At 53.3% G+C, this 24,893-nt stretch carries 22 protein-coding genes and 1 tRNA gene; 15 read left to right on the forward strand and 8 right to left on the reverse strand.

Annotation, left to right across the window (positions count from 1 at the left end; translation table 11 throughout):
* Nucleotides 1-153 precede the first annotated feature (153 nt).
* From JRG72_09545 to JRG72_09580, 8 genes are all read right to left on the reverse strand, one after another.
* Nucleotides 154-969: a glycosyltransferase family 2 protein gene (locus JRG72_09545; protein ID MBW2135449.1), complete on the reverse strand. Its 816-nt coding sequence runs from the start codon at nucleotides 967-969 to the stop codon at nucleotides 154-156.
* A gap of 40 nt (nucleotides 970-1,009) precedes the next feature.
* Nucleotides 1,010-2,569 (reverse strand): hypothetical protein, encoded by a 1,560-nt coding sequence (locus JRG72_09550; protein MBW2135450.1) that lies wholly within the window; start codon nucleotides 2,567-2,569, stop codon nucleotides 1,010-1,012.
* Nucleotides 2,570-2,711: 142 nt separating this feature from the next.
* A complete protein-coding gene (locus JRG72_09555; protein MBW2135451.1) occupies nucleotides 2,712-4,349 on the reverse strand; it encodes a hypothetical protein in 1,638 nt (545 codons plus the stop codon).
* 205 nt (nucleotides 4,350-4,554) lie between these two features.
* On the reverse strand, nucleotides 4,555-5,271 hold the full coding sequence (locus JRG72_09560) for a pyridoxine 5'-phosphate synthase (GenBank protein MBW2135452.1): 717 nt from the start codon (nucleotides 5,269-5,271) through the stop codon (nucleotides 4,555-4,557).
* The gene (ybeY, locus tag JRG72_09565) at nucleotides 5,259-5,726 is read right to left on the reverse strand and encodes an rRNA maturation RNase YbeY (GenBank protein MBW2135453.1); all 468 of its coding nucleotides are present in this window, start codon (nucleotides 5,724-5,726) and stop codon (nucleotides 5,259-5,261) included. The genes JRG72_09560 and ybeY overlap by 13 nt, the downstream gene beginning before the upstream one ends.
* Nucleotides 5,626-8,094: an HDIG domain-containing protein gene (locus JRG72_09570; GenBank protein ID MBW2135454.1), complete on the reverse strand. Its 2,469-nt coding sequence runs from the start codon at nucleotides 8,092-8,094 to the stop codon at nucleotides 5,626-5,628. Before JRG72_09570 ends, ybeY begins: the two co-directional genes overlap by 101 nt.
* Entirely contained in the window at nucleotides 8,084-9,097 is a 1,014-nt protein-coding gene (locus tag JRG72_09575) for a PhoH family protein (protein MBW2135455.1), read from the reverse strand. The genes JRG72_09570 and JRG72_09575 overlap by 11 nt, the downstream gene beginning before the upstream one ends.
* Before the next feature lie 17 nt (nucleotides 9,098-9,114).
* The gene (locus tag JRG72_09580) at nucleotides 9,115-9,552 is read right to left on the reverse strand and encodes a YjbQ family protein (protein MBW2135456.1); all 438 of its coding nucleotides are present in this window, start codon (nucleotides 9,550-9,552) and stop codon (nucleotides 9,115-9,117) included.
* A gap of 391 nt (nucleotides 9,553-9,943) precedes the next feature.
* Between JRG72_09580 and JRG72_09585 the strand changes: the two genes are divergently transcribed.
* The 15 genes from JRG72_09585 to JRG72_09655 all read left to right on the forward strand — a co-directional run.
* Nucleotides 9,944-10,714, forward strand: coding sequence for a zinc ribbon domain-containing protein (locus JRG72_09585; protein ID MBW2135457.1), 771 nt, complete (start codon nucleotides 9,944-9,946; stop codon nucleotides 10,712-10,714).
* An 11-nt stretch (nucleotides 10,715-10,725) separates the two neighbouring features.
* Nucleotides 10,726-11,403, forward strand: coding sequence for an SH3 domain-containing protein (locus JRG72_09590; protein MBW2135458.1), 678 nt, complete (start codon nucleotides 10,726-10,728; stop codon nucleotides 11,401-11,403).
* 462 nt (nucleotides 11,404-11,865) lie between these two features.
* Nucleotides 11,866-11,958 (forward strand) — tRNA-Ser (locus JRG72_09595).
* Nucleotides 11,959-12,168: 210 nt separating this feature from the next.
* Nucleotides 12,169-12,567, forward strand: a complete 399-nt coding sequence (locus JRG72_09600) for a hypothetical protein (GenBank protein MBW2135459.1) — start codon at nucleotides 12,169-12,171, stop codon at nucleotides 12,565-12,567.
* Nucleotides 12,568-12,717: 150 nt separating this feature from the next.
* Nucleotides 12,718-12,927 carry a transposase gene (locus JRG72_09605; GenBank protein MBW2135460.1) on the forward strand — a complete coding sequence of 70 codons (210 nt, stop codon included), beginning with the start codon at nucleotides 12,718-12,720 and terminating at the stop codon, nucleotides 12,925-12,927.
* Nucleotides 12,928-12,955: 28 nt separating this feature from the next.
* The gene (locus JRG72_09610; GenBank protein ID MBW2135461.1) at nucleotides 12,956-13,147 is read left to right on the forward strand and encodes a hypothetical protein; all 192 of its coding nucleotides are present in this window, start codon (nucleotides 12,956-12,958) and stop codon (nucleotides 13,145-13,147) included.
* A gap of 451 nt (nucleotides 13,148-13,598) precedes the next feature.
* Nucleotides 13,599-15,803, forward strand: coding sequence for a TonB-dependent receptor (locus JRG72_09615; protein MBW2135462.1), 2,205 nt, complete (start codon nucleotides 13,599-13,601; stop codon nucleotides 15,801-15,803).
* A 167-nt stretch (nucleotides 15,804-15,970) separates the two neighbouring features.
* Nucleotides 15,971-16,954, forward strand: coding sequence for an ABC transporter substrate-binding protein (locus JRG72_09620; GenBank protein ID MBW2135463.1), 984 nt, complete (start codon nucleotides 15,971-15,973; stop codon nucleotides 16,952-16,954).
* Nucleotides 16,951-17,952: an iron ABC transporter permease gene (locus JRG72_09625; GenBank protein ID MBW2135464.1), complete on the forward strand. Its 1,002-nt coding sequence runs from the start codon at nucleotides 16,951-16,953 to the stop codon at nucleotides 17,950-17,952. The genes JRG72_09620 and JRG72_09625 overlap by 4 nt, the downstream gene beginning before the upstream one ends.
* Nucleotides 17,949-18,716 (forward strand): ABC transporter ATP-binding protein, encoded by a 768-nt coding sequence (locus JRG72_09630; GenBank protein MBW2135465.1) that lies wholly within the window; start codon nucleotides 17,949-17,951, stop codon nucleotides 18,714-18,716. The genes JRG72_09625 and JRG72_09630 overlap by 4 nt, the downstream gene beginning before the upstream one ends.
* Complete coding sequence (locus JRG72_09635) at nucleotides 18,713-19,546, forward strand: ATP-binding cassette domain-containing protein (GenBank protein ID MBW2135466.1); 834 nt, start codon at nucleotides 18,713-18,715, stop codon at nucleotides 19,544-19,546. The genes JRG72_09630 and JRG72_09635 overlap by 4 nt, the downstream gene beginning before the upstream one ends.
* Nucleotides 19,543-20,280 (forward strand): ABC transporter permease, encoded by a 738-nt coding sequence (locus JRG72_09640; protein ID MBW2135467.1) that lies wholly within the window; start codon nucleotides 19,543-19,545, stop codon nucleotides 20,278-20,280. The genes JRG72_09635 and JRG72_09640 overlap by 4 nt, the downstream gene beginning before the upstream one ends.
* Nucleotides 20,277-24,158 carry a cobaltochelatase subunit CobN gene (gene cobN / locus JRG72_09645; GenBank protein ID MBW2135468.1) on the forward strand — a complete coding sequence of 1,294 codons (3,882 nt, stop codon included), beginning with the start codon at nucleotides 20,277-20,279 and terminating at the stop codon, nucleotides 24,156-24,158. The genes JRG72_09640 and cobN overlap by 4 nt, the downstream gene beginning before the upstream one ends.
* Nucleotides 24,148-24,525 (forward strand): hypothetical protein, encoded by a 378-nt coding sequence (locus JRG72_09650; GenBank protein ID MBW2135469.1) that lies wholly within the window; start codon nucleotides 24,148-24,150, stop codon nucleotides 24,523-24,525. The genes cobN and JRG72_09650 overlap by 11 nt, the downstream gene beginning before the upstream one ends.
* 23 nt (nucleotides 24,526-24,548) lie before the next feature.
* The coding region (locus tag JRG72_09655) for a magnesium chelatase ATPase subunit I (GenBank protein ID MBW2135470.1) at nucleotides 24,549-24,893 on the forward strand (345 nt) is incomplete at its 3' end.

The raw sequence follows: 24,893 nt of genomic DNA on the forward strand, positions 1-24,893 counted from the left end.
GGTAATTAGCCAGTCTCCCCGGCTGAGAGGGAAAGCATAAGATCCGGGCTTCGACGAAGTTCTAATACTAAAACCAGCCCGGCGAAGCCGACTCCACCCCCCTTTTCTGCCTCTGAGAACGAGGCAGTCAAGGCTTTATGCTTTTCCAAAACTTTATTCATATTTTTCTTTTCGGAGGGCGGAGATCTGATCGGCCAGCAACCCAAAGAAAAAAATCAAGATTCCGGTTAACATCACCAGGAGCGAGCCGGTAGAAAGACCTCGCTTGAGAACAAAGAAGGGATAAATGGCATGTAGGACCCCCGCCATAAAGACGATAATGCTGGCCGGGATGAAGATCCGTAAAGGCTCAAAAAGCGCCACTATTCGTAAGATTAGGAGAAAAGTTTCATAGCCGGACATGAAACTTACTGTACTTTTACCCAGACGTTTTTTGACTTCTATGGGTATATAGGATAAGGCGTAGCCACGATTCAGGAAAATTAAGGTGCTGGTGGTCGAAAAAGAAAACCGATCAGAGCACAGATGTAGATAACGACTGATTATATCTTTTTTAAAGATTCGCAAGCCGGAATTCAGGTCGGGGATTTTGGTCTTCGTAAGATAATTGGACAGCCATCCCAGAATCCATTTACCGGGCATGCGCCACAGATTGCTGTGAAACAGCCTGGATCGGACTCCGATCACTAACGCCAGATCCTCCTCCTGAATGGCCTGGCCGAGTTTGAGGAGATCATGGGGGTAGTGCTGGCCGTCCGCATCAAAGGTGGCTATGTAAACCCCCTGAGCCTGGCGGATGCCAGTTTTTATAGCGGCCCCATAGCCCCGGTTCTGGCGATGCCGGAGGACCCGGATGTCAGGAATTTGATCGAGTTCTTGAGAGGTGCCATCGGTGGAACCATCGTCCACGACAATAATCTCATATTGGCCGGGCCACTGGTTTGCCAGATTCTGCCGTAATTCCTGGATAGTGCCACTTCATTATAGGCTGGCACGATAATGGAAAATATTACTGACATGGATTGACCTTTAGGACTTGATAATGCTCATTATTATAGACGATTTTCCCCACCTCAGAAAAATTCTTGGAGGAATTTTTGACCACCACAAAATCAGCTCCGTGCTGCCGGGCCAAACGGTATAATTGCGTGGGCTGGTTCTGGGCCGCCGACAGTTGCTGCAGATGTTGCAATAAAGTGAGAAAGCCGTGTCCCGCATAAAAATTGATGCCGCGATCCTTATAACAACCGGTGATCGAACGTTGGGCCAATAATCGGAAGGTCAAGGAATCAAATAGAAATAGTGCCTCCGGATCCGTATGTTTCCGGGCCCAATTGGCCAACTCCACCATTGCCACCTGGCTTTCCGGAGGGCGTGCCCGGACCAGGGTGCGATAATTCCAGCGCAGGTTCATAAAAAGGGTCAGAACCAATAGCGCCAGTCCGGTGAGCTTTAAGGGATGCCATCCAGGCGACAGCTTTTTCAGACTGACCATGGTCTCGCCCAGGAGAGCAAACAATAACAGCGGAAAAAAGCGCATGACATAATTATATTCCAGGTCTAAAGGATATTTGAGGAGATAACGGGTCAGTTCCGTCAGCAGCAATCCTCCCATGCCTACCCAAAAAGTAGTGAAGATCAGCGTTGAGACCAAGGCAATCTCATGGGTTGGTTTTTTTGGGAATATCCCCCAAAAGCCACAGAAACCCAGAAAAATCAAGTAAAAATTCATTTCCCGGTCAAAATATAGGGAATACCCCAAACAACCTACCGCCGTAAGCCAGACCAAGCGAGGGGTGAGCCGTTTCCAAGACCACAGTGCTCCGAAACTAAGGGCCAGCAACAACATGGTGAGGAGATGGGTGACAATGGCTGGCAGGCTTTTCAAATTCGGCAAAGGATAAAAAATTTGGGGGAAAGATTTTAGTAAGATTTCTTTAACGGTGGCATAGCTCAAACCGGAAAAATCAACCGGCGAGGTCTTACCTAGATAGTTAAATATTATGGGCAGCGCTCCGGGAATTGACACCAGGCCTGCCAATATGGCTGTTTTAATGGACCACCATGAAAATCGATGGACAAAAAGAAAAGCCAAGGCCAGCACCTGAACCAGAACAAAGCCAGAGGGAGGATGTAAATTTGCTAGCAAGCCGATCACCGCAAATAATAATAACAGCCGGGACCGACTATGTTGATGTTTCATAAACCATAGAAACAAAAAGGGTAAAAAGACATAAAAAATAGTCCGGGGCGCAATAAATCGGATCGGCCCAATGCCAGCCGTCCCGCCCCCCGATTGGACTATAAGTGGTAAGGAGGCAAATATAGCCAAAGTCGCCGCGATCAGCCGATTATTGCAAAGGTAATTAAAAAAACCATAAGCCCCGACCATGAAAACAAAATTCAAGGGGAAAACCAGGAATTTGAGTCCGGAAGTAAGGTCTCCGGTAAATTGATAGCAAAGGGCCAGGTAGTGCCGATACAGGGGAGTATAAAACAAAAACTTTTCCGACTCATAAAATACCCCGTCTCGCAGAAAAAGCTCAGGGCGGGTTTGCTTTAATACCATGAGCAACACATTTTGGGCATCGCCCAAAAGTGCCTCGGGTCCTTGGGACCAGGACAGCCAGGTCCAAAAAGCCGAGAGGCCCGCGAACAGTGTTAAGGGGATAATATCTTCTGAGGTTATTGAGGTGGAAACCGCCAACTGATTACCTGCGAATCAGATAATAAAAATCATTTTGGTAAGCCACTGGAAATTCTGCCACAAATTCGTCTGGCCCTCGTTGGACCACAAAATAATCAGCCCCGTGACGGACGGCCAATTCTTGTAAGCGATGGGGATCATGGTCAACCGCAGCCAACTCCTGCATATGTTTATACCAATCCCCCAAACCACGCGGGGCAAAAAACCAGATGCCCCCATCTTTGCCACAACCGGTAATGGCACGTTCGGCCAACAGGCGAAACGTCAAGGAATCAAACAGAAAAACCGCGTCTTGAGGGGTGTGTGCTTTGGCCCAGTAGGCTAAATCCACCAGGGCCGCCTGAGCCGGACGAGGACGGTGGTGAATATAACTGCGAAAGGTCAGACGCAGATGCATAACCAGAGCCACTAGCAACAAACTCAGACATAATACTTTCCGGATAGACCAATTTGACATGGAAATTAAGGTAATTATTGTATAACCGGCCAGGATAAACAGGAAAAACGGGGAAAACCGGGCCGCCCTTGTCTGAATTGCCGCCAGGCCAGGAAATACCTCCTTTAGCCCAAAGTCTTGCAGAACGGTGGTCAGCAAAATGGCCACACAGAACATTGCTCCCACTAGATAGCCGGTTCTTTCCAGATCAGGTGTCAGAGATAACCGGGGGAACCACATAATAAAAAAAAAGATTAGGAAGATTAGATAATAAAGAGCTTCGGGAAACAGCAGATAAGTCAGGATGGCCAGGGTCTGGACCCAAATAAGTTTTGTCCGGATTGTTGCTGGGGCTACCAAGCATCCCAAACAACCAACCCCCAGGAGTGCGGTCAAAACATGTATTACAGGCTCCGGAATCTGAGCCAGGTTCAAAGGAGGATATAAGTTATGAGGAAAGCGCCATTCCAGGATGGCGTTCAGGGTTTCTGAGGGTAGCTTTTCGGTTTGCATCTGGGTGGTATGGAACATATATTGCCAGAAGGTCGGCAGGGCTCCCACCATCGCTGCCAATCCCCCGCCAATCGCCCCCAAAAAGGCGGATCGGGAAAAGCGCTGTTGAAAAAGCAGGGCCAGCCCGAAGATTTCCGCTAGAAGATAACCAGAGACCGGATGAAAATTGGCTGCCAGCCCAACCCCGAAAAAAACCAGCATTAAGCGTTGCCAATCATTGGTATAGCGGTAAAAGCCCCACAATAGCCAGGGGAAAAAGGCCATAAAGACCGCCCGCGGCATCATCAAAGAAACCGGACCGATCCCGGCATACTCGGCTACCCCGGGAATAGCAAAAGGCAGGGAGGAGAAAAAGGCCAGCAAGAGGGCTAAAGCGCGTTGCTTGAACAGATACCGGAAGAAATTATAAGCCCCCAATAAAAAAATTAAATTGAGGGGGAAGACTAATAATTTATAACCTACCGCCAAGTCACCGGTCCAACTGGCAATTTTAGCCAGATAGGTGCGAAAAAAGGGGGTATAAAAGGCAAATAACTCAGGATTGGAAAACAGACTGTCGGTTTGGTACAGCTCCGGGCGGATTTCCTTGAGAACCATGAGCAGAATATTCTGCTGGTCGCTGTTTAACTGCACTATTCCCTGGGGCCAGGAGAGTACAGTCCAATATCCTGAAAGGGCCGCGAAAATCAGCAAAGCAATGCCATCCTGCTTAATACAGTTTTGGGCTTTGAGCATAAGTTTTACGATTTACTATTTTCTAAAGGCCACAGGTAGGTCTGGGGGGTCTTCCCCAGTAACACTTTCGACATATAAACACAGATTTTTGAGTTAAGCAATAGAATCTTTTCTTTATTCGAATGAGCCGGCTCAGTTGATTTGAACCGACAGGCCAATGTTCTCATGACTTGATCAGGGCCAACATGTCGCGCACCGCCTGCTCGATCCCGACCAACACCGCCCGGGCAATGATGCTGTGGCCGATGCTGTATTCCGAAAATTCCGGGCGGCCATGAAAGCGCTTGATATTGCGATAGTTGAGACCATGTCCGGCCTTGACCCGGAGGCCTAACTGCTGGGCTTTTTGGGCGGCATCGACCAATTCCTTAAATAGCTTTTCAGCCTCGGCTTCAGTTTTGGCTTCGGCATAGGTACCGGTATGGAGTTCGACGCAATCAGCACCGACCGCTTTCGCCGCCTCAATCTGGGCGATGTTGGGATCGACAAACAGGCTGACATAAATCCCGGCAGCGTGTAATTGTCTGATGCATTCTTGCAGATGGGCTTGGTTGCCGACGACGTCTAGACCGCCCTCGGTGGTCAGCTCCTGGCGTTTTTCCGGCACCAGGGTGACCAGGTCAGGCTTAACTTCGAGGGCGATCGCCAAGATCTCCGGGGTGGCTGCCATCTCCAGGTTAAGGCGGGTCTTAACTGTCTGGCGCAGCAGGCGCAGGTCGCGATCCTGGATATGACGCCGATCCTCCCGCAAATGGACAATAATCCCGTCGGCGCCGGCTATCTCCGCCAGAGCCGCAGCGGTAATCGGGTCAGGTTCATCAATCAGGCGCGCCTGGCGCAGGGTGGCAATATGATCGACATTCACTTCTAAGTGGGCCATAGTGGATCCTCCTGCAGTTGGGGATGGATGAGAGTCAGTAGTTCTCGGGTCTTGTCGGCCATCCGGGCCGCCTCCGCCTCAGTGGTTTCGTGGTCATAACCCAAAAGATGTAAAATACCATGGATCAGGTACAGGTCAAGCAGTTCATCAAAGGACCAGCCATATTGTTGGGCCTGTCTCTGGGTGGTTTCCAGCGAGATCACCACATCTCCCAGCAATTGGGGCTGGATGTGGGCAAAGGGGCCCCCTCGAAGGGGAAAGGCGATGACGTTAGTAGGACCAGGACGTCGGAAGGTGGCGCGATTGAGGCGGGCCATAGCCCGATCATTGATTAAGGTCAGACTCAATTCGGCCTCAGGAAATCCCAAGGCGTTTAAGATCTTCGCGATTTTTTTCTTGATTACCGTTAGGCTTATGGAGATCTTTCTTTGCCGGTTGTTTATCCAGATCTTCATGGGTTTTCTTTTTATCCAAGGCGATCTTTTCAGCTGGCGCGGGATAATCAATGCGTTGGTGGAAGATGCCGCTCAAGATCCTGATAAAGCACTTAGCAATCTGGTGCAAATCTTTCAGAGTCAGTTCACACTCATCCAGTTGGCCATCAGCAAAGACATTATTGATAATTTTTTGTACCAGGCCATTGATCCGGGCCGGGGTGGGATCCGTTAAGGTCTTGGAGGCGGCTTCCACCTGATCGGCCAAAAGCACCAGTCCGGCTTCTTTGGTCTGGGGACGAGGACCGGGGTAGCGGTAGTCTTCGATATTTACCTGCTGGGGATTGGCCGCCTGCTGCTTGGCTTTATTGTAAAAATAACTGATGAAACAGGTGCCATGGTGTTGACGGATGATATCTATGATCTTGTCCCCCACCTTGTTCTGCCGGGCCAATTCTACGCCATCTTTGACATGGGAAATGAGGATCAGGCTGCTCATGGAGGGAGCCAATTTTTCGTGTTTATTTTCTCCTCCCAGCTGGTTTTCAACGAAATAGGCCGGTTTTTTAATCTTGCCGATATCATGGTAATAAGCTGCGGCCTTGGCCAACAGGGGATTGGCCCCAATAGCTTCGGCCGCGGCTTCAACCATATTGCCGACTATAATGGAGTGGTGATAGGTGCCCGGGGCCGTCACCATAAGCTGCCGCAAGATCGGCGCTTCCAGGTTGCACAGTTCCAAGAGACGGATATCGGAGGTGAAATTAAATATCATTTCATTCACCGGCGTCAGCCCGGTAACCAGTATTCCAGTCAATATCCCACCGCCTAGGGCAAATACAGCGCCGCATAATAAATCTGTACCTCCGGGAGGAAAATCCATCAACTTCAGAGGCAACAGCATGGCCAGATTGGCCAGTCCCACGAACAACCCGGCCCGGGTCAGTGTCCCGCGATCACGACAGTGCTGTAAACTCCTGACGCCGACCAGGCCGCCGACGACAAAATAGATAAAAATGTCAAAGGGTCTCTGCAGGATCAGCCCGGTCATGATCGCGGCCAAAAAGGCCATACCGATGGTGACCTCTAAACCGATAAAAATTCGCGCCAACATCGGCACCAGCGCTACCGGCAGGAGAAAAACCATGTTCCGGGCGACCAGGGGACTTATTTCATTGAGAACTCCGGCCAGACTCACCAATCCCTGATTAAACAGGGATACGGCTAAGAGAATTGCCGCCAAAAATATTAATTCCTGTAAAGTCAGGGTAAACCTCTTAATATACAGACAGGCTAACCAGTACGAGACGCCAATAAGCAGGCCGATCATCAAAGCGGTGGCCAGAAAAGTTGTCAGCCATAACTCCTGCGGGAGCTCTTTATTCTGGGCTTGGAGCTTGATCAGCTGCGTGGGGGTAATGCGTTCCCCTTCCCGAACCAGCATCTCGCCTTTTTTAACTAGGAAGTAGACCGGCTGTAATTCTTCCAGATAAGCTAATTTGCGTTCCTCGGTCTCGGCCCGGTTAAGCATCAGATTGGGAATCAACAACGATTGGGCCAGTCCGCAGACTGCCTGACGTTGCTCGCGGGGCAGGTTTGTCGCCACCTGGAGGCAATATCGGTTAATTTGGTCTTTGGCCTTCTGCAGGTCTAGAAAACGCTCTGGATTGTCTTCTATCCACTCACTCCGGGAAGGCAAACTGCGGACCACGATGCCGCGGCCACGCTCCCCACCTAGAGTACCAAGGTCGGAGATAATGCCCTGGCTCATGATCTGGCCAACTTGCTGGCTGATTAGCTTTTCCAGATCAACAGAGAATTTAGCCTGGGCTAATTGATAAAAAGCCGGGTCAGGAATGGAAGTTCCCAATAAACGGTCAAATTCGGGCTTCTTTACTAAAAGCAACGCATAGATTCGATCGAAGGCGGATTCTTTGGATTCCTTTGCTCTGGTTAACCTGTTGTCGGTAGCCACCTGGTTCTGGACTTCCTGGTAACACTGCCGCATAAATTCAAAGGCCTCTTGGAGACGCTCCTGAATTTCCTGGCCTACCCGGACATCTAGATCATACACCGAGTGGACTTGCCGAAGGAGTTCTTTCCGACGTTGGGCGGTAGATTCATGATCCTCAACCAGGAAGTCAGCCGTGGCCTTTATATTTTCGGTGGCCACATCCCCTACCTTATAGGTTTTTGGAGAGGACTGGGTAAAGGGATGAATGATCAAGGCGGCCAGGAGGCTAAATACTACCAGTAGCAAAATTTTTACATGTTTCTCCTGGCTTTTGCTGAGCTTGCCTTTTTTGGCCCAGGATGTCCCCCAGGGGCACAGGACTTCCCTGAGGCGATGAACCCCGTTAATTTTTTGGCTCGATGCTTTATCCGGCATGTTCACTATCAACCCGCCGTGCAGAGGACGCTGGCCGAGGTTCCTTTTTTTTGCGGGTTTCGTAGGCTCGAATAATATCTAGAACTAGCGAGTGGCGGACTACATCCAATTCATCAAAATAAACAAAGGCAATGCCCTCGATGCCAGCCAATATATCTTGGGCCTCTACCAGGCCGGAGGTGGTTCCGGACGGCAGATCAATCTGGGTTATATCTCCGGTGATCACCGCCTTGGACCCAAATCCCAGTCGGGTCAGAAACATCATCATCTGTTCGGAAGTGGTATTCTGGGCCTCGTCCAGGATTACAAAGGAATCATTGAGAGTCCGACCGCGCATAAAGGCCAGGGGCGCCACCTCGATAACTCCATGGTGGATCAGGCGCGAGGCTTTTTCAAAATCCATCATATCATGCAGGGCGTCATAGAGAGGCCGAAGATAAGGGTTAACCTTTTCGTATAGATCGCCCGGCAGAAACCCCAGTTTCTCACCCGCCTCTACTGCCGGCCGGGCCAGGACGATGCGAATGACTTCGTTATTCATCAGGGCGGCTACGGCCATCGCCATGGCCAGATAGGTTTTGCCAGTGCCGGCCGGGCCAATGCCGAACACCAGATCATGGGTGCGGATAGCCTCGATATAGCGTTTCTGGTTAAGGCTTTTGGGAGTGATCCGCCGTTTCATGGCGGATATATAGATAGTATCCAGAAGAATATTTTTTAAGCGAGTATTTGGCTTCTGCTGGATAATCCGCAAGGCATACTGGACGTCCTGGGGGAAGACCTGATAGCCCCCCTGGATCAGATCATAGAGCTCTTCCAATACCCGGCAACCCAGTTGCACGTCATTTTGCTCTCCGATCAGGGTGACCCGGTTGCCGCGCACCTGGGTCTGGAGATGCAAAACCCGGTTGATAATTTTCAGGTTTTGGCCGTGCTCGCCAAACAATGCCCTGGCTGCTTCATTGTCTTCAAAGATCAATTTATGACTCTGATCAGAGGGCACAGTGGAAGATGAAGTCTTCAATCGGCCGATGGCTTAATCCCCATAATTTGCCCCCGAATAGTTCGCTGTCGAGGGCGATTGTCAAAATCCAGCAACACGATCTGTTGCCAGGTACCGAGCATCAGGCGGCCACCTTCAATGGGTATACTCAAAGAAGGTTTGAGCAGGGCCGCTCGGACATGGGAGTAACCGTTGCCATCCTGCCAGCGGCGGTCGTGTTCGTATTCAATATCTTGAGGCACCAGTCGTTCGATGGCCGCCCGGAGATCATTAACCGCTCCGCTTTCGTACTCTATAGTGGTCAAGGCGGCTGTAGAGCCTGAAATAAACAGAGTAAGCAAACCTTGTTCAAATTCTGACTGTAGGACTTTTTCGAATACAGCCGGAGTCAGATTAAGGATATCGGTTCCGGCCGTAGTTTCTATCTGTAAATCAAAATTCTCGATATTGAACATATTCTTAATTATTCAACCAATATTTTAACCTTCTATCAAAAGTTCCCGGTCTCGGCAAGGCCAGCCAGGCTCAGCCTCTAGCTCCTGACCCCGCTCCTTAAGGCTACCCTGATAGTAAGTTTATCAGCTAAAAGGCAGACCGGTTCTCCGAATATTACTTAGTGGGATCAGGGAAATGATCTTCCCTCGAAGCCTAGATGCTGGCGTCCACAGACAAAAGCACTTGTCAATTCCATTATAGATGTGATAATAAAAAAAAAGATATTTATCAAGGAAAATGTCAATTAGCCAGGCGCTTGGTTTTCAAGCGGGGTAGTCGTTCAAGGCTCAAGAGTAATTATCTGGAAACCCAAACCATTCCGAAGCTCAATTAAACAGGGATTATCACTTTATGAGCTATTGTCCCCAGTGTCATTTGGTTCACGGCGAAAGTCAGCATTTTTGCCAACGTTGCGGCCAACCCCTAATAAAGGCGGAGAGTGTGCCGCATCTGCCGTGCCCCAACTGCGGAGCTTTGACCTTACCCGGACAGAATTATTGTACGGAATGCGGTCACCAGGTCAGGACCAAGGGACAAAACATTGGAAGCTCCGGACGGCCGGCCCGGGAACGCCTTTTTTATCCGACCCGCGGAGATGCTGGGAACTCGAAAAGATGGCAAGGACGGACCGGGGTTTGGCTGGCCGGGATGGGGGTGTTGTTGAGCCTGTCTCTACTCCTATATTTCTGGACCAGGGAACCATCCCCGACCACTCATAGCCTGCCTTTCACCCCAGGGCATACCTATCAGCCCTCAACTAAAATCGAGAATTTACAAAAGGAAGTGGAACATATCACGGAAAAGATCCGCGCCTCGCATTTAAACAAGGACATCAATAGATTCATGAGCTGCTACCACTCTGCTTACCCAGATCTGGGCCGGCTAGAAGCCCTGACTCTTGAAAATTGGAAAAATTATGATTTTAAAAATATCTCTTACCATATTTCTAATCTACAGGTGATAGGGCCGAACCAGGTAAGCGCCGAAGTGGTATGGAATTTTCAGCTTTACAATCATCAGACCAAAGCCTATGAATTGCATCGGGCTGCCTTCCAGATTATTTTGCAACAGACAGGAGATAGCTGGAAGATCCGGGAAAGCAAAGAACTGGGTTATTCTTAGGGAGAATCTTAGTGTTGCCCATAGCGGTTTTGTGCCAAGCAGGATGGCGTTTGTTACTTTTAGGGCTGATACTGATACCCCTGTTCCTCACCGGATGTTATCGGCAGGTAGTTTTTGCACCGCCTAAGCCGTCCAAGCCCAAGGCCGCAGCCCCAGCGGTTAAAAAACCCACCTATCCCCTATATTATGTGGCGGTTTCGCGTTTAAACCTTCGAGCCTGCCCTGGCATGGATTGCCCCCGCATCAGCCTCCTGGGGCGCAATCAAGCTCTGGAAAAATTAGGGGAAACCGAAGACTGGTATCAGGTCCGTATCCCACAAAGCGGCACCATTGGCTGGGTATCATCCCGTTATCTATCCGTGTCCCCGGTGCCTGAGCCGCTGCCGAAAAAGGTTGTTACCCCTACCCCCACGCCTGAGCCCCCAGCAGTCATTAAGCCCGAACAAAAACCGGCAGAGGTGATCCCCAGAGTAAAAAAACCGGAGACCCCAGAGGAACGGGAAGAAACCACCCCTCAGGTAAAAAAACCTGAAGCCCCGACTGAAAAGCTTGCCAATGAGCCGCCCATAGCTGCTTCGAAACCATCAACTCCGGCTGCAACAACAACCCCGGAGGCCCCAGAGGAGCCGACTGAGGCTCCGAGCTCGCCTGCCCCTGAACCAGGTCCCAAACGGATCCGGATAATGTAACGATTTTTACCGCATTTCTAAAAAAATGATTTTGTCTTGAGCTCTAGTATTTGATTGCGGAAATCAGCGATAGTCAAATCCCCCTCACCCTGACCCTCTCCCCAAAGGTGATAGAGGAAAAGATGATATATTTAATTAAAATATGTATAACGCTAACTTCCGAAACCCAATTCTAGTATGGTTTAGTGCTTTTTTCGGTTTATAAACCCACAGTAAAGCGCCGTCGTTCCCCATTCCAATCTTGATTGGCCTGATTCAGCATGTTTGAAAAACCTGGCTATCATTTCTGGCTAGGATAGAAGCTTGACAAAAAACCGGTAAACTGAGAAACTTTTAAATTATTGGTAGGTTCCAACCTGCGGGCAACGCTTCTGAGACTTAGCTTCAGGATCGAGGATGGTAACCGGGGGGTGCACCCAACTGTTTGCCTCTGCCTAGCCAGATATCCTGGCCTGACCATACGGAGAGATGACCGAGTTGGCCGAAGGTGCTCGCCTGCTAAGCGAGTGTGGGAGGAAACTTCCACCGAGGGTTCGAATCCCTCTCTCTCCGCCATTCCCTCATTGCTTAAGCCTCTTGTAAGCCAGCCGGAATTAGCTAGTGTGGTGAAAAATTAACCGTTCAGAATTACCTCTCTAACCAGTTCTGCCAGTCTGGTCTGCGTTTCATCCCCCTGCTTCCGCAGCCGACTTTTTATACTTGAGAAATAATCAGAATAACGGTATAAAAATTAGCATTATCTGGTGATGGCGGAGGTGATTGAAAATGGCAGAAGCTGCCCGGACAGAAATTTTTATTGCTAAATATCAGGATAAGGAAAAAATCTGGTCAGGAAAATCCTTTACCGATTGCTTGGGGTTGAGAACCCTTCTAGCCGAATTACCTATATCAAAGGTGCCCGGACCCTCCAAAGATTTTCCCCATATCTATGTGGGGATTCTGGAAAATGTCTTTGGCCAAGTCATGCATACCCTGGTGACCTGCGAAGGTATTTTACATGACCGACATGCTCATATCCTGGAGTGTTCTATCAGGCCAGCGCTTAGAGCCGATAATGTTACTCTGGAATTCAATATACGTTACAAGACCAACAAAGGAGAAGAGAGAAGCAAATCTTATGAAGTAATCCGAGGGGGCGAGAGAAGCTTTATTTTCTATTATTGATTACCTGCTAAGCCTCACTTAATAGATGCTGCCCGAAGTTTTTAGCTATACTTTAGGTATAGCTGAAGGGATCGTTAGTTTCTGATCCTCTCCCATTAGTGTCCGGCACAAAAATTGAGTAGTGGTGAAAGCCAGAAAGAGGCAATCCGGGTGAATTTTAACCGGGCCATCATGATAGATTTCCAGGGCGCCACTATTTCCTCCGACACCGGGTTCAGTCTTCTGCGTGAAGTAGACGAGCGTTTCAGGATCATCGACCCCATAAAAGATTGCCTGGAAGACTTGAGGTCCCTACTCATTCCGGATTCAGCAGGAGGTGGAGTTTTAGAACAGCGCCCCTATCCCCCTGGTATTGTATAATCAAATCAAAAAGGACAGGAGGAAAGTTGTGCAACTAAAGGTCATTCAGGGCGGTTGCAGGCCCCGCGCAATATCCCAAAACGACCTTGAGTGGGTTGAGTATCTCAGCTATGTGACCGAACAGGAAAAGGCCGACAGAAATAGTCGGTTTCTGAAATTCCTGGCTGACCACATCCTGGGCAAGCCGTTTTTAAGGGTAGTGGAGTTCGGGTTGGATTAGGGGACTGTATTGCCTTGACCGAAAAATTAGCTGCGCAAGCCCCTGAATTTATTTATGGTGCCAAGAGGTAGGGGGAGCTCCAGATTTTGGAACAAAGCGCTTGACAGGAAATAAACCAACAATTATAATCCGGTTGGCGAAACAGAGAGAACGAAACTCTCCCGATAACGACCAAGCAAGATAAAACAATTAGACCACGAAGGTCTGGCGGCAGAAGGCCGTATGACAGTCGTGGTCTTTTTTTTCGGTTTTGATGAGGGGGCCACCGAGTAGCGCTGGGGCATACAAAGTATCGTTAAACAAACCAAAAGCTTAATCAGAAAGGAGGGGCAGGTTCCCGGGCAAGAAACTCTCCCCTCCCTTGGACCGATATCTTTGAATGAGTAGTCGGCCCAGCCTATATATTATCAGAACAGGGGCCGACGCGCAAATTGAAAGGAGGATCGAGATCATGCGGCGTGGGTTCCGGTTAGGGGTGATTGGTATTTTGGTATGGACTTGGGGTGCTGGGTTGCCAGGAACAGGGCTTTGGGCCCAGGAGGTAGGCGAAAAGGCTAAGAAAGAGGAAAAAGCTAAGAAAGAGGCAGGGCTTGTAAAACTTGAAGAGATCGTCATTACTGCCACGAAAACCCCTCGCCATCCGGAGGATATCCCGGCGAGCATTACGGTGATCACCAAAGAGGATCTGGAAAAACAAAATATCCAGACGGTAGACGAGGCCTTGCGCCAGGTACCCGGGACCTTTGCCCGCCGGGGCAAGGGCTGGCAGGATACCCTGGCCAATGTGAATTTGCGCGGCTTTCCCGCCAGCGCCCAGACGCGCACCTTGGTATTACTCGATGGCCAGGATATGTCCAGCGGTTACACCAATAAAGTGGCCTGGAGCAGCCTGACGGTAGAAGATATTGAGCGCATCGAGGTCGTCCGGGGGCCGTTTTCGGCCCTCTATGGCGGCAACGCCATGGGCGGGGTGATCAATATCATCACCAAGACCCCGAAGAAGTTACAAATGAACGCTAATGTGGGTTATGGTAGATATGACACCTGGACCTATTACCTGGGGGCCGGTAATCGGTTTTGGAATCAGCTCAGTCTCAAGGTGAGTTATAAATACCGTTACACCAGCGGTTACCCCTCCGACCTGGTAAAAAGCAGCAAGTATTATCCAGGAGGGCGCTATACCCTGACCCCGGAGGGGAAAGACGCATGGATCATTGGCGACCGGGGGGATAATTCCTTCAATGAGTCAATCGGCAACGCCAAATTGAGTTGGGAGCCGGCGCTGGGGCATAAAATTGATTTCTCCGCTCTGCTGGACTGGAATGAATACGGCTATGGCCAGTTTCATAGTTATCTGGCTGACCCTACGGCGGTTTCGGAATACAGATTTTTAGGCGGGGATGGCCGGACCCATACCGCTATTTATAATCTTAATTCGGAACATAAAGTGACGGATAGCACTACCTTGCGGTTTCACGCTGGATTGACCAGTAGGCCCCATAGCTGGTATACTCTGCCTAAGCTGGGAGCGACTCGTTCCGGGGGGCCGGGAACCGTGGCCAGCACCCCCAGCAAGACCTGGACTTTTGAAGTCCAGGCGGATCAGGCCATCGGTACCAAGCAGATGCTCACTGGCGGCCTGTGCTATAAAACCGCCTGGGCGGCCTCCAAGGACTATTATCTCAATAACTGGCGGGACCCTGATTCCAAAACCGGCCTGATCAGACAATGTGGAGGGCGGGATCGCGATTTTGCCGTGTTTCTCCAGGACGAGATTACCTGGCATCCTAAATTTACTACTGTTATCGGGGCACGCCTGGACTGGTGGCAGACTTATGGGGGAGCCTACCAGGAGAGTACTACCGCCCCGATTACCCATCTTCCCTGCCGGGACAAGTGGTCAGTCAGCCCCAAGATCGCTTTCTTGTATCGCCCCTGGGAGTGGATGTCCTGGCGGGCTTCGGTGGGGCGGGCCTTCCGTCCTCCCAATGTCTATGAATTGTACCGCACCTGGCGGTGGTATACCTACGAGTATAAGGGCAACCCCAATTTAAAACCGGAGAAGACCTGGTCCTGGGAGATCGGCACGATCCTGAAGCCCTTTAAAGGCAATGTCTTTACTGTCACTTATTTTGATAATTTTGTTGATGACCTGATCTACCGGGTCACTGATCCTGCTGACCCCACCGGCAAGACATCTATCTATCAGAATGCTGCCAAGGCCCGGATTAAAGGCGTGGAGTTGGAGGTCAACCAGAAGCTTTTCTCCTGGCTGGAGGCTTTTGGCAACATGACCCTGGTGGATGCCCGCATCCGGGAAAACCCCTTTGATCCCGAGTCAGTGGGCAAAAAAATCACCTATGTGCCGCGGCAGCAATTTAATTTTGGTATCACCGTGAACTACTGGAAGGTCATGGCCAACCTCAGCGGCCGCTATGTCAGCAAAATGCACAAACGGGACGACAACAGCGACTCGGTCAATAACGTCCCGGGCTCGTTTGATCCCTTTTTCACGCTGGACAGCAAGCTCACCGTGACCCCGGTGAAATGGCTGGATGTGTCCTTTTCGGTGGACAACATGCTGAACCGGAAATATTTTTATTCTTACCTGACCCCGGGCCGGACCTTCTGGCTGGAAGCCGGGGTCAAATATTGATTGGCTGAACTTCAGTAACAGGATATTTTCACGCCAAGGCGCAAAGATGCCAAAGGTCGGAAAGATGCTGCGAAAAAGTCTTAGCGCCTTTGCATCTTGGCGTGAGATAAATTCAGGCCAGATCAAGAAGACCGTTAGGGTTGTGGTCATAAGCTTCGATTGCTAATATGGTTACCAGAGGCTGGAAAAAACAAACCTGGCTACGGGCCAGTGCCGGGCTGGTTCTGATTCTCATCCCCTTAGGTGCTGCTCTGGGGGAGAGCGCCATCAAAGCGAAACCGGCGTCAGAATGTTGGCCCGCCGATGCCCGGCGGGTGGTGATGTTTGAAGCCTATGAGATGGTCGCCGCCCTGGGGGCCTGGGATCGCATTGTCGGGATTTCTCGTTATGCCTACGACAATGATCTGCTGCAACGGGTAGTACCGCACTTGCGGCAGATTCCCGCGCCGGGCACCGGGTTTGCGGTCAATCTTGAGGCCTTGCTGGCGCTTAAACCCGACGCGGTGGTGATCTGGTCCGTGCAGCCTGAGCTGGTAGATTTCCTCCGTCGGAAAGGGCTTCGGGTGCTCACGCTCTACCCGGAGACTTTGGCGGATCTGAACCGGGATCTCCTCCGGCTGGGAAGGTTGCTGGGAAAGGAGGCGCGGGCCCGGGAGGTGGCGGCGATGATGGCCCAGAGTCTGGACAAGCTGCGGCACCGGCTGGCAGCGATCCCGGCCGCAGACCGCCCCGGGGTGGTCTGGTTATGGAGTAAACCCACAAAAATAGGCGGCAACCGTGGGATAATGCCGGAGTTGATCACTCTCACCGGGGGGATTAATCTGGGAAGCCACCTGAACGCCTTCTACCAGGAGCTGTCCATGGAAACCATTGTTGGGCTCAACCCCGAGGTGGTGTTGATCTGGGGTTCAGCTTCGTATGGGCCGGCGGATATCCTCCATGATCCGAAATGGCAATCAATTCGAGCGGTAAAGACCCAGCGAGTGTTCAAGTCTCCCCGGGCTTCGAACTGGTCGCCCCGAGTGATAAGTCTGGCCTGGTGGATGGCCCATTGCTTACATCCCCAGCAAATCTCCCCAGCGGAAATGCAAGCCGAGCTTGATCAGTTTTACCGACGCTGTTTCGGCATTCCCTATCAGGGGGGACATTGAAGGCCCGGACCTGGGTCCAGTGGGGGCTGCTCCTGTCCCCCTTACCGGCCTTTGTTTTGGCCCTGCAGGTGGGAGCCTACCCGGTGCCCTGGGAAACCTTGTGGGGAGCGTTCGTTTATTGCCCCGAGCAAGCGGCCCTGCCGGACTACCTGCGGGTGATCATCTTTAATGTCCGTCTCCCCCGGATTGTCCTGGCGATGCTGGTCGGTCTGACCCTGTCCTTCTCCGGGGCCACCCTCCAGGCGGTATTCCGCAATCCGCTCGTGGATGCCTATCTGCTGGGATTGTCCTCGGGGGCGGCGTTTGGCTGCGCCATCTCGGTGGCCTTTTTTCCATCCCTGCCCATCCAGGTGGGGGCCTTTATTTTCAGCCTGCTGGCGGCTTTCTTGACCTTTACTTTGGCTCGGACCCGCGGCGAGGTGCCGACTCTGTCCCTGATTCTGGCCGGGATTGTGGTTTCGGCCTTTTTCGCCGCCATGGTTTCGGTCATCAAATTCATGGTGGACCCCCACAAGCTGGCCAGCATCGTCTATTGGCTGATGGGCAGTCTCTCTCTGGCGGATTGGCACGCCGTCTGGACCGCCTTACCCTGGATGCTGGCGGGGGCGTCGCTCGTCTGGCTGGGCCGCTGGCGTCTCAATGCTTTGTCCATGGGCGAGGTGGAAGCGAAAGCCTTGGGAGTGGAAGTCGGGCGAGAGCGGGGTCTGTTTATCCTGGCCGCCGCGGTCGCCGTCGCCGCGGCGGTGTCGGTCAGCGGCATCATCGGCTGGGTGGGGTTAATGACCCCGCATATCGTCCGCATGCTGGTAGGCCCGGACCACCGGCGGGTAATTCCGCTATCTATGACGGTCGGAGCCAGTTTTATGCTATTGTCGGATACTGTCGCCCGCACCTTTACCGCCGGGGAGATCCCGGTGGGTATTATTACTACCCTGTTCGGAGCGCCCTTTTTTATCTATCTTCTCAAGAAAGGCGGCCAGGAATCCTGGAAGACATGATTACCGTCACGGACCTCAGCATCCAGCTTAACGGCCAGCCCATCCTTAACGGGGTAACCATAGAGGCCCGTCCGGGCGAGGTCACGGTCTTGTTGGGACCTAACGGCTCCGGGAAGACTACCCTGTTGTTGTGCCTCAGTGCCCAGCTCCGGCCCCAAACCGGTACCATCAACCTGGCTGGCCATCACCTCGATAAGCTGCGGCGGCGAGCCTTGGCGCAGTTGTTGGCCACCGTCCCCCAGGAGCATCACCCGGTCTTTCCCTACACTGTGCGTGAGGTCATTCTGCTGGGCCGGGTGGCCCGGGTCGGCTATTGGACGCAGCCGGGATCCCGGGATCACGAAGTGGTCGAACAAATCCTGGACCTCTTGGGTATCCGGCCCCTGGCTGACAAACCCTATACCCGCATCAGCGGCGGTGAGCGGCAACTGGTGCTGATCGCCCGCTGTCTGGCCCAGGAACCCCAGGTGCTGTTGCTCGATGAACCCACCAGCCACCTGGATTTTAAAAATCAGGTGGTGATCTTGGAATTGGTACGAGACTTGGCCCGTCAGCGTCAGTTGACGGTGCTGCTTACCCTGCATGACCCGAATCTGGCGCTGCTGTTCGCTGACCGGGTCGTCCTGCTGGCCGGAGGCCAGGTGGTCGCGCAGGGAACGCCTGGGGAAGTGGTCCACCCGGCGGCCATGGCCCAGCTCTACGGCATGGAAGTGGAGATGCTGTCCCAGGGCGACCAGAGGCTTCTGTGCCCCAAACTGCCATGATTGTGACTGAGGGTTTAGGCAAAGATTATCGGGGGATAGTAGCCCTGGAAGATTTGACCCTGCATATTCGCTCTGGGGAAATTTTCGGTTTGCTGGGTCCTAACGGTGCGGGCAAGACTACCACCATCAAGATTTTGACCACCCTGGCCCGCCCCAGCCGCGGTCGGGCCTGGATTCAGGATTTTGATGTTGTGCGTCAGCCACTCCAGGTGAAGCGGCTAATTGGCGTGTGTCCCCAGGAAATCAACCTTGATAAGGAACTGACTGCTTACGAAAACTTGCGGATCTATGGACAGCTTTACCGGGTTCCCGATCTCCGGACCAGGATTCGGGAACTTTTGGAGCTGGGAGACCAGAGCCAGCGGGCCGCGAGTCTGGTACGCGAATTCTCCGGCGGCATGCAGCGGCGGCTGCTGATTCTGCGGGCCTTGATGTCCCGTCCCCGAGTATTGTTTCTTGATGAGCCGACGGTAGGGCTGGATCCCCAGGTGCGCCGTCAACTGTGGGACCTGATCCGGCAACTGCGAGCGGACGGCATCACCATTTTAATTACTACGCATTACATCGAGGAAGCCGAGATGCTTTGCGATCGGGTAGGCATCCTGAGCCACGGTCATCTGATCGCCCTCGATACCCCGACCGCCCTGACCGCCCGGGTCGGGGGTTATGTAGTGGAGTCGCTGGACGGCGTCCACCGGCAATATATCCTGCTGCAAAGCAAGGAAGAAGCTTATGCTCGCGCCCGGGCCGAACCGTCCGGGGTAATCATCCGACAGGCCAATCTGGAGGATGTTTTTATCAAACTTACCGGGGAGCGTTTGCAGCATTGAACTGGTACCCGATTTTCTTGAGGGAAATTCTGCTCTTTCGGCGCCGGTTACTGCGGCTGGGCTATGTGGTTTCGGCCATGTTCGCGCCGCTGCTCTATCTGTTGGCCTTCGGGCTGGGACTGGGAAAAAGGGTGACGATCCCCGGGGTTTCGTATTTAGATTATCTACTTCCCGGCCTGATCGCCATGAGTTCCATGACCAATTCTTATACCTGGGTGGCCAATGGCCTGACTGTGGGCCGCCTCCATTTCCACACTTTCCAGATCTATATCCAGGCCCCGGTAACCCCGGCGGCCATCGTCTGGGGTCAAGTGCTGGCCGGAATGGTGCGGGGATTGTTTGCCTCGCTGATCATCCTGGGGTTAGGGTTGCTGCTGGGCAGCGGCTTAAGATTAAATATAATTTTTGTCCTCGCCCTGCTCCTCAACTGTCTGGTATTCGCGGCATTCGGAGTAGTGGTGGGAATGCAATCCCGCTCCCATGAAGATACCGCGACTTTTACCAACTTTTTCATTATGCCGATGGCATTTTTTTGTGGCACCTTTTTTCCGGTGGAAGAGATGCCCTGGATTTTACAGGGGATTATCCGGAGCCTGCCGTTGACTCATACCAACCGGCTCTTGCGTACCCCGGGCTGGACAGTAGAGAGCCTCGGCTCCCTTGCACTTCTAGCGGCCTTCGGCCTCTGCTGCCTTGTTTTGGGAACCATCATCATCCGGAGGTATAGCGAATGACATCCGTGCCGATCAAAGGGGTGGTGGTGATGTGGAATTCTCATGTCCCCACCCTGATTCAAGCCGCCCGCACCTGTGACTGGCTTGATTTGAAAGTATATTCCCATCGCGCCCTGGGCGAAAACCCAGAAATCCAGGCTCAAGCTTTGAAAGAGATGGAGACCGCGCGGTTTATCCTGCTTTATCGCACCCCCGATGCCTTCTGGGGCGAGATCGAGCCGCATTTACAGAATCTCGCCGGCCGCATTCCTTTAATCACCACCGGGGCCGATCCCTCGTTTTGGCGGCAATCCAGCATATCAGCGGAAGTAGTGGCTCCTGTCTATAATTACATCATCCGCAATGGTGTAGAAAACTTCCGTCGCCTGTTAGCCTATCTTGGCAAGGCAGTGCTTCAGCTGGAGCTTCCGGTATTGCCGCCCCTGGATTTGCCCTGGGAAGGTCTCTATCATCCCCAGGCTACGGACTATTTCACCAGCGCTGCTGACTACCTGAGCTGGTACCGGACCCAGGGTCTGCCGAGCGATACCATGGTCGGCTTGCTGTTCTCCCGGCATGACTGGGTGGTTAACAATCTAGAACTGGAGGATTTCCTCATCCAGGCCCTGGAGGCCCGCGGCTTGGGGGTTATCCCGGTCTTCTACTACTCCCTGAAAGATGAGGGCTTGGGGACCCGGGGTGGAGATGAGATCGTCCGGGATTATTTCCTCGACATCCAGGGCCAGTCCCGCGTTGCCGCTCTGGTTAAACTGACGGTTTTCTTCTTGGGCAGCCGCCGCGGCACTACCGCAGAAGCAAGTGCCGCTCAAGCCGGTCAGGAATTGTTGTCTCAATTGAACGTCCCTCTGATCCAGCCCCTGACTTCTTATTACAAAACCGCGGCGGCATGGGAGGCTGATCCCCAGGGGCTGGGCATGGAAGTGGGCTGGTCTCTGGCCATGCCCGAATTCGAAGGGGTGATCGAACCCCTGATGGTGGCTGCGGGTATTTCCCAAGAAGAGCTGGGAACCGATTTAATCGCCGGTCGCGCCCCCATCCCGGAGCGGGCCGAACGCTTGGCCGATCGGGTAGCGCGCTGGGTCCGTCTCCGGGGAAAACCCCCGGCAGCACGCAAGGTGGCGATAATCTTGCACAACAACCCCTGTGCGTCGGTAGAGGCTACTGTCGGCGCCGGCGCCCACCTGGATACCCTGGAAAGCGTGGCCCGCATCCTCCGAGCTCTAAAAGAAGAGGGTTATCGGATAGAGCAACCGCCCGCGGGCGGCAAGGAGTTGATCGACACCATCATGGGCCGCAAGGCGATCAGCGAATTCCGCTGGACGACCGTCGAAGAAATCGTCGCCAAGGGCGGGGATTTGGCTCGCATCTCGGAAGCCGAGTATCGCCGCTGGTTTGCCACCTTACCGCCGGCTCTGCAACAACGGCTAATAGAGGCTTGGGGCGAACCGCCCGGGCAACCCCAGCACGGCATCCCGGCGGCCATGGTTTATCAGGGCCAGATCGTGGTTACCGGTCTCTCTTTTGGCCATGCCGTGGTCTGCGTGCAGCCCAAACGGGGGTGCGCGGGGGCGCGCTGCGATGGCCGGGTCTGCAAAATTCTCCACGATCCCGATGTGCCCCCGCCGCACCAGTATCTGGCGACTTATCACTACCTGGATAAGGAATTCGGGGCCGATGTGGTATTACATGTGGGCACGCACGGCAGCCTAGAATTTCTCCCCGGCAAAAATGTCGGGCTATCCGGGGGCTGTTGTCCGGATGCGGTTTTGGGCCACCTGCCGCATCTCTACATCTATAACGCCGACAACCCGCCGGAAGGCACGATTGCCAAACGCCGCAGTTATGCCGTTTTAGTAGATCATATGCAAACCGTGACGACTAATTCCGGTCTCTATGACGAGCTGGACGAGTTGGATCGCTTGCTGGCAGATTATGACCGGCTCAAAGACCTCGAACCCGGTCGCGCGCACCTCCTGGAACACCTTATCCTGGAGACTTTGGAAAAAAGTCATCTCAATCAGCAATTGTCACTCTCCCCGGAGCTGTCATTTGACCAGCTGGTGCGCCGCATCCATGACAGCCTCTCGCTGATTCGTAATACCTATATCCAGGATGGTATGCACATCTTCGGCCAATTACCGGAAGGAGAGCGTCGGGCCGATTTTCTTCACGCCATCGTGCGCTTTCCTGATGGAAGTGGTCCCTCCTGGAAGCAGCTGCTGGCGCGGTTAACCGGTTTAAATCTGGCCGAAGACGAGACCGGGCGACTGGAAGAAGCTGCCGATCAAGCCGGTCGCGCTCTGGTCAGTCGCTGGCTAGCAGATCCGGAGCGGCCTTTGGCCGCCGTAGTCCAGGAGCATGGGTGCGGGCAGACGCTAGAACCTTATAAGGCAGAGCTGGAGTATTTCGACCGCCGGTTGCGGGACCTCCAGACCCGGCTGGAGACTTCCCAGGAAATGGACGCCCTAGTAAGCGGGCTGGCCGGGGGTTACATACCCCCAGGGCCTTCGGGGCTGATCACCCGCGGGCGAGACGATGTCCTGCCTACCGGGCGCAATTTCTATTCCCTCGACCCGCACCGGGTGCCCACCCGGGGAGCCTGGGAGGTAGGGAAAAGATTGACCCAGGCGTTGCTCGACAAGCATCTGGCCGAGGCCGGTAATTATCCGGAAAATGTCGCCCTGTACTGGATGGCCAGCGACATCATGTGGGCCGACGGGGAGGGCATGGCGCAGATTATGTATCTGTTAGGAGTACAGCCCATGTGGCAGAGCAATGGCCGCTTGCAGGGTTTCGACATCATTCCCTTACGCGAACTGCAGCGCCCGCGTATTGATGTGACCATTCGGGTCTCGGGCATTACCCGAGACAATTTCCCCAACTGCGTGGAATTACTGGACGAAGCGATTCAGGCGGTAGCCAGCCTGCCGGAAGATCCCGCCGATAATTTTGTCCGACGGCACAGTCTGGAGCTATTGCAGAGTCTGGGTCACAACCCCAGCGACGGTCCCGCCTGGCGACAGGCGACTTACCGCATCTTTGCCAGCCAGCCGGGAACCTATTCCGCCGGCACCCAACTGGCGGTGTATGCCTCGGCCTGGAAGGACGAAGCCGACCTGGCCCAGGTCTTCCTTTATTGGAACAGCTATGCCTATGGCAAAGGTACCTTTGGTGCTCCCGCGCCCCAAACCCTGGCCCATAGCTTGAGCCGCGCGACAGTAACTTATAATAAAGTGGTCACCGATGAGTACGATCTGTTCGGCTGCTGCTCCTATTTCGGCAACCACGGCGGTCTCACGGCGGCGGCGCGGCATTTATCCGGTCAGCCGGTGCGCACCTACTATGGCGATACCCGGGAGCCCGATCGCGTGACGGTACGCGACCTGGCCGACGAAATCCGCCGGGTGGTGCGGACCAAGTTGCTCAATCCCAAGTGGATTGATGGCATGAAAAATCACGGCTACAAGGGTGCGGGAGAGATCAGCAAGCGAGTGGGGCGAGTCTATGGCTGGGAAGCAACCACCCAGGAAGTAGATGACTGGATCTTCGATGATATTGCCCGAACTTTTGTCTTGAATGCAGAAAATCGGGAATTTTTCCAGGACAAGAATCCCTGGGCCTTAGAAGAGATCGCCCGTCGCCTGCTGGAAGCCGAACAACGGGGGCTGTGGCAGGCCGATCCGGAAGTTCTGCAGGAACTGAAAAATACTTATCTGGAGATCGAAGGTTGGCTGGAAGAGCACATGGGTGAGGCGGCGGGCGGCAATTTCCAAGGCGGGGCGATCGACATCGTCACCGCCTCGGAGGTAGAAACCTGGAAAAAGGCCCTAGAGAAGACGCTCGCTGCACTTCCGCGGGGAGGTAAAAATGATCGCTAAACGCCCAATATTTCCCTTTGCCGCCTTAGTCGGCCAGGAACGCCTGAAGAAGGCCCTGATCTTAAACGCGATTAACCCGCTTCTCGGCGGGGTCCTGATCCGCGGGGAGAAAGGCACTGCCAAATCTACCGCGGCCCGGGGGCTGGCCGCACTGCTGCCCCCAATCAGGGAGGTGGCAGACTGCCCCTTCCACTGTGATCCGGAGCAGATCGAACTGATGTGCGACTCCTGCCACCAGCGTCGGGCGCAGGGAGAGCCGCTCCCTTGCCAAGAGCGGCCCATGCCGGTAGTGGACCTGCCTTTAGGCACGACCGAGGACCGGCTGCTGGGGACTATTGATCTGGAAAAGGCCATCAAAATCTGGTAGATGTCCTTTTGGATGCCGCCGCTATGGGAATGAATGTCGTGGAACGGGAGGGAATTTCTTTTAGCCATCCGGCCCGGTTTATCCTGGTTGGCACCATGAACCCCGAGGAAGGAGAATTGCGACCTCAACTCCTGGACCGTTTCGGACTCTGCGTGGAGGTCGCCGGGTTGCCGGAGCAGGAATGCCGTATGGAGGTTATGCAGCGCTGGTTAGCGTTTGAAAGTGACCCCCAAGGGTTCTGTCAGCAGTGGCAACCAGAACAGGAACGACTGCGCCAGGCTATACAGGAGGCGCGAAAGAACCTGCCAAAAGTACGCTACTCAAACGAGATCATGAAACTCATTACGCGCATCTGCCTGGATCAAGGG

The sequence above is a fragment of the Deltaproteobacteria bacterium genome, from assembly GCA_019309545.1.
Taxonomy (GTDB): domain Bacteria; phylum Desulfobacterota; class Desulfobaccia; order Desulfobaccales; family Desulfobaccaceae; genus Desulfobacca_B.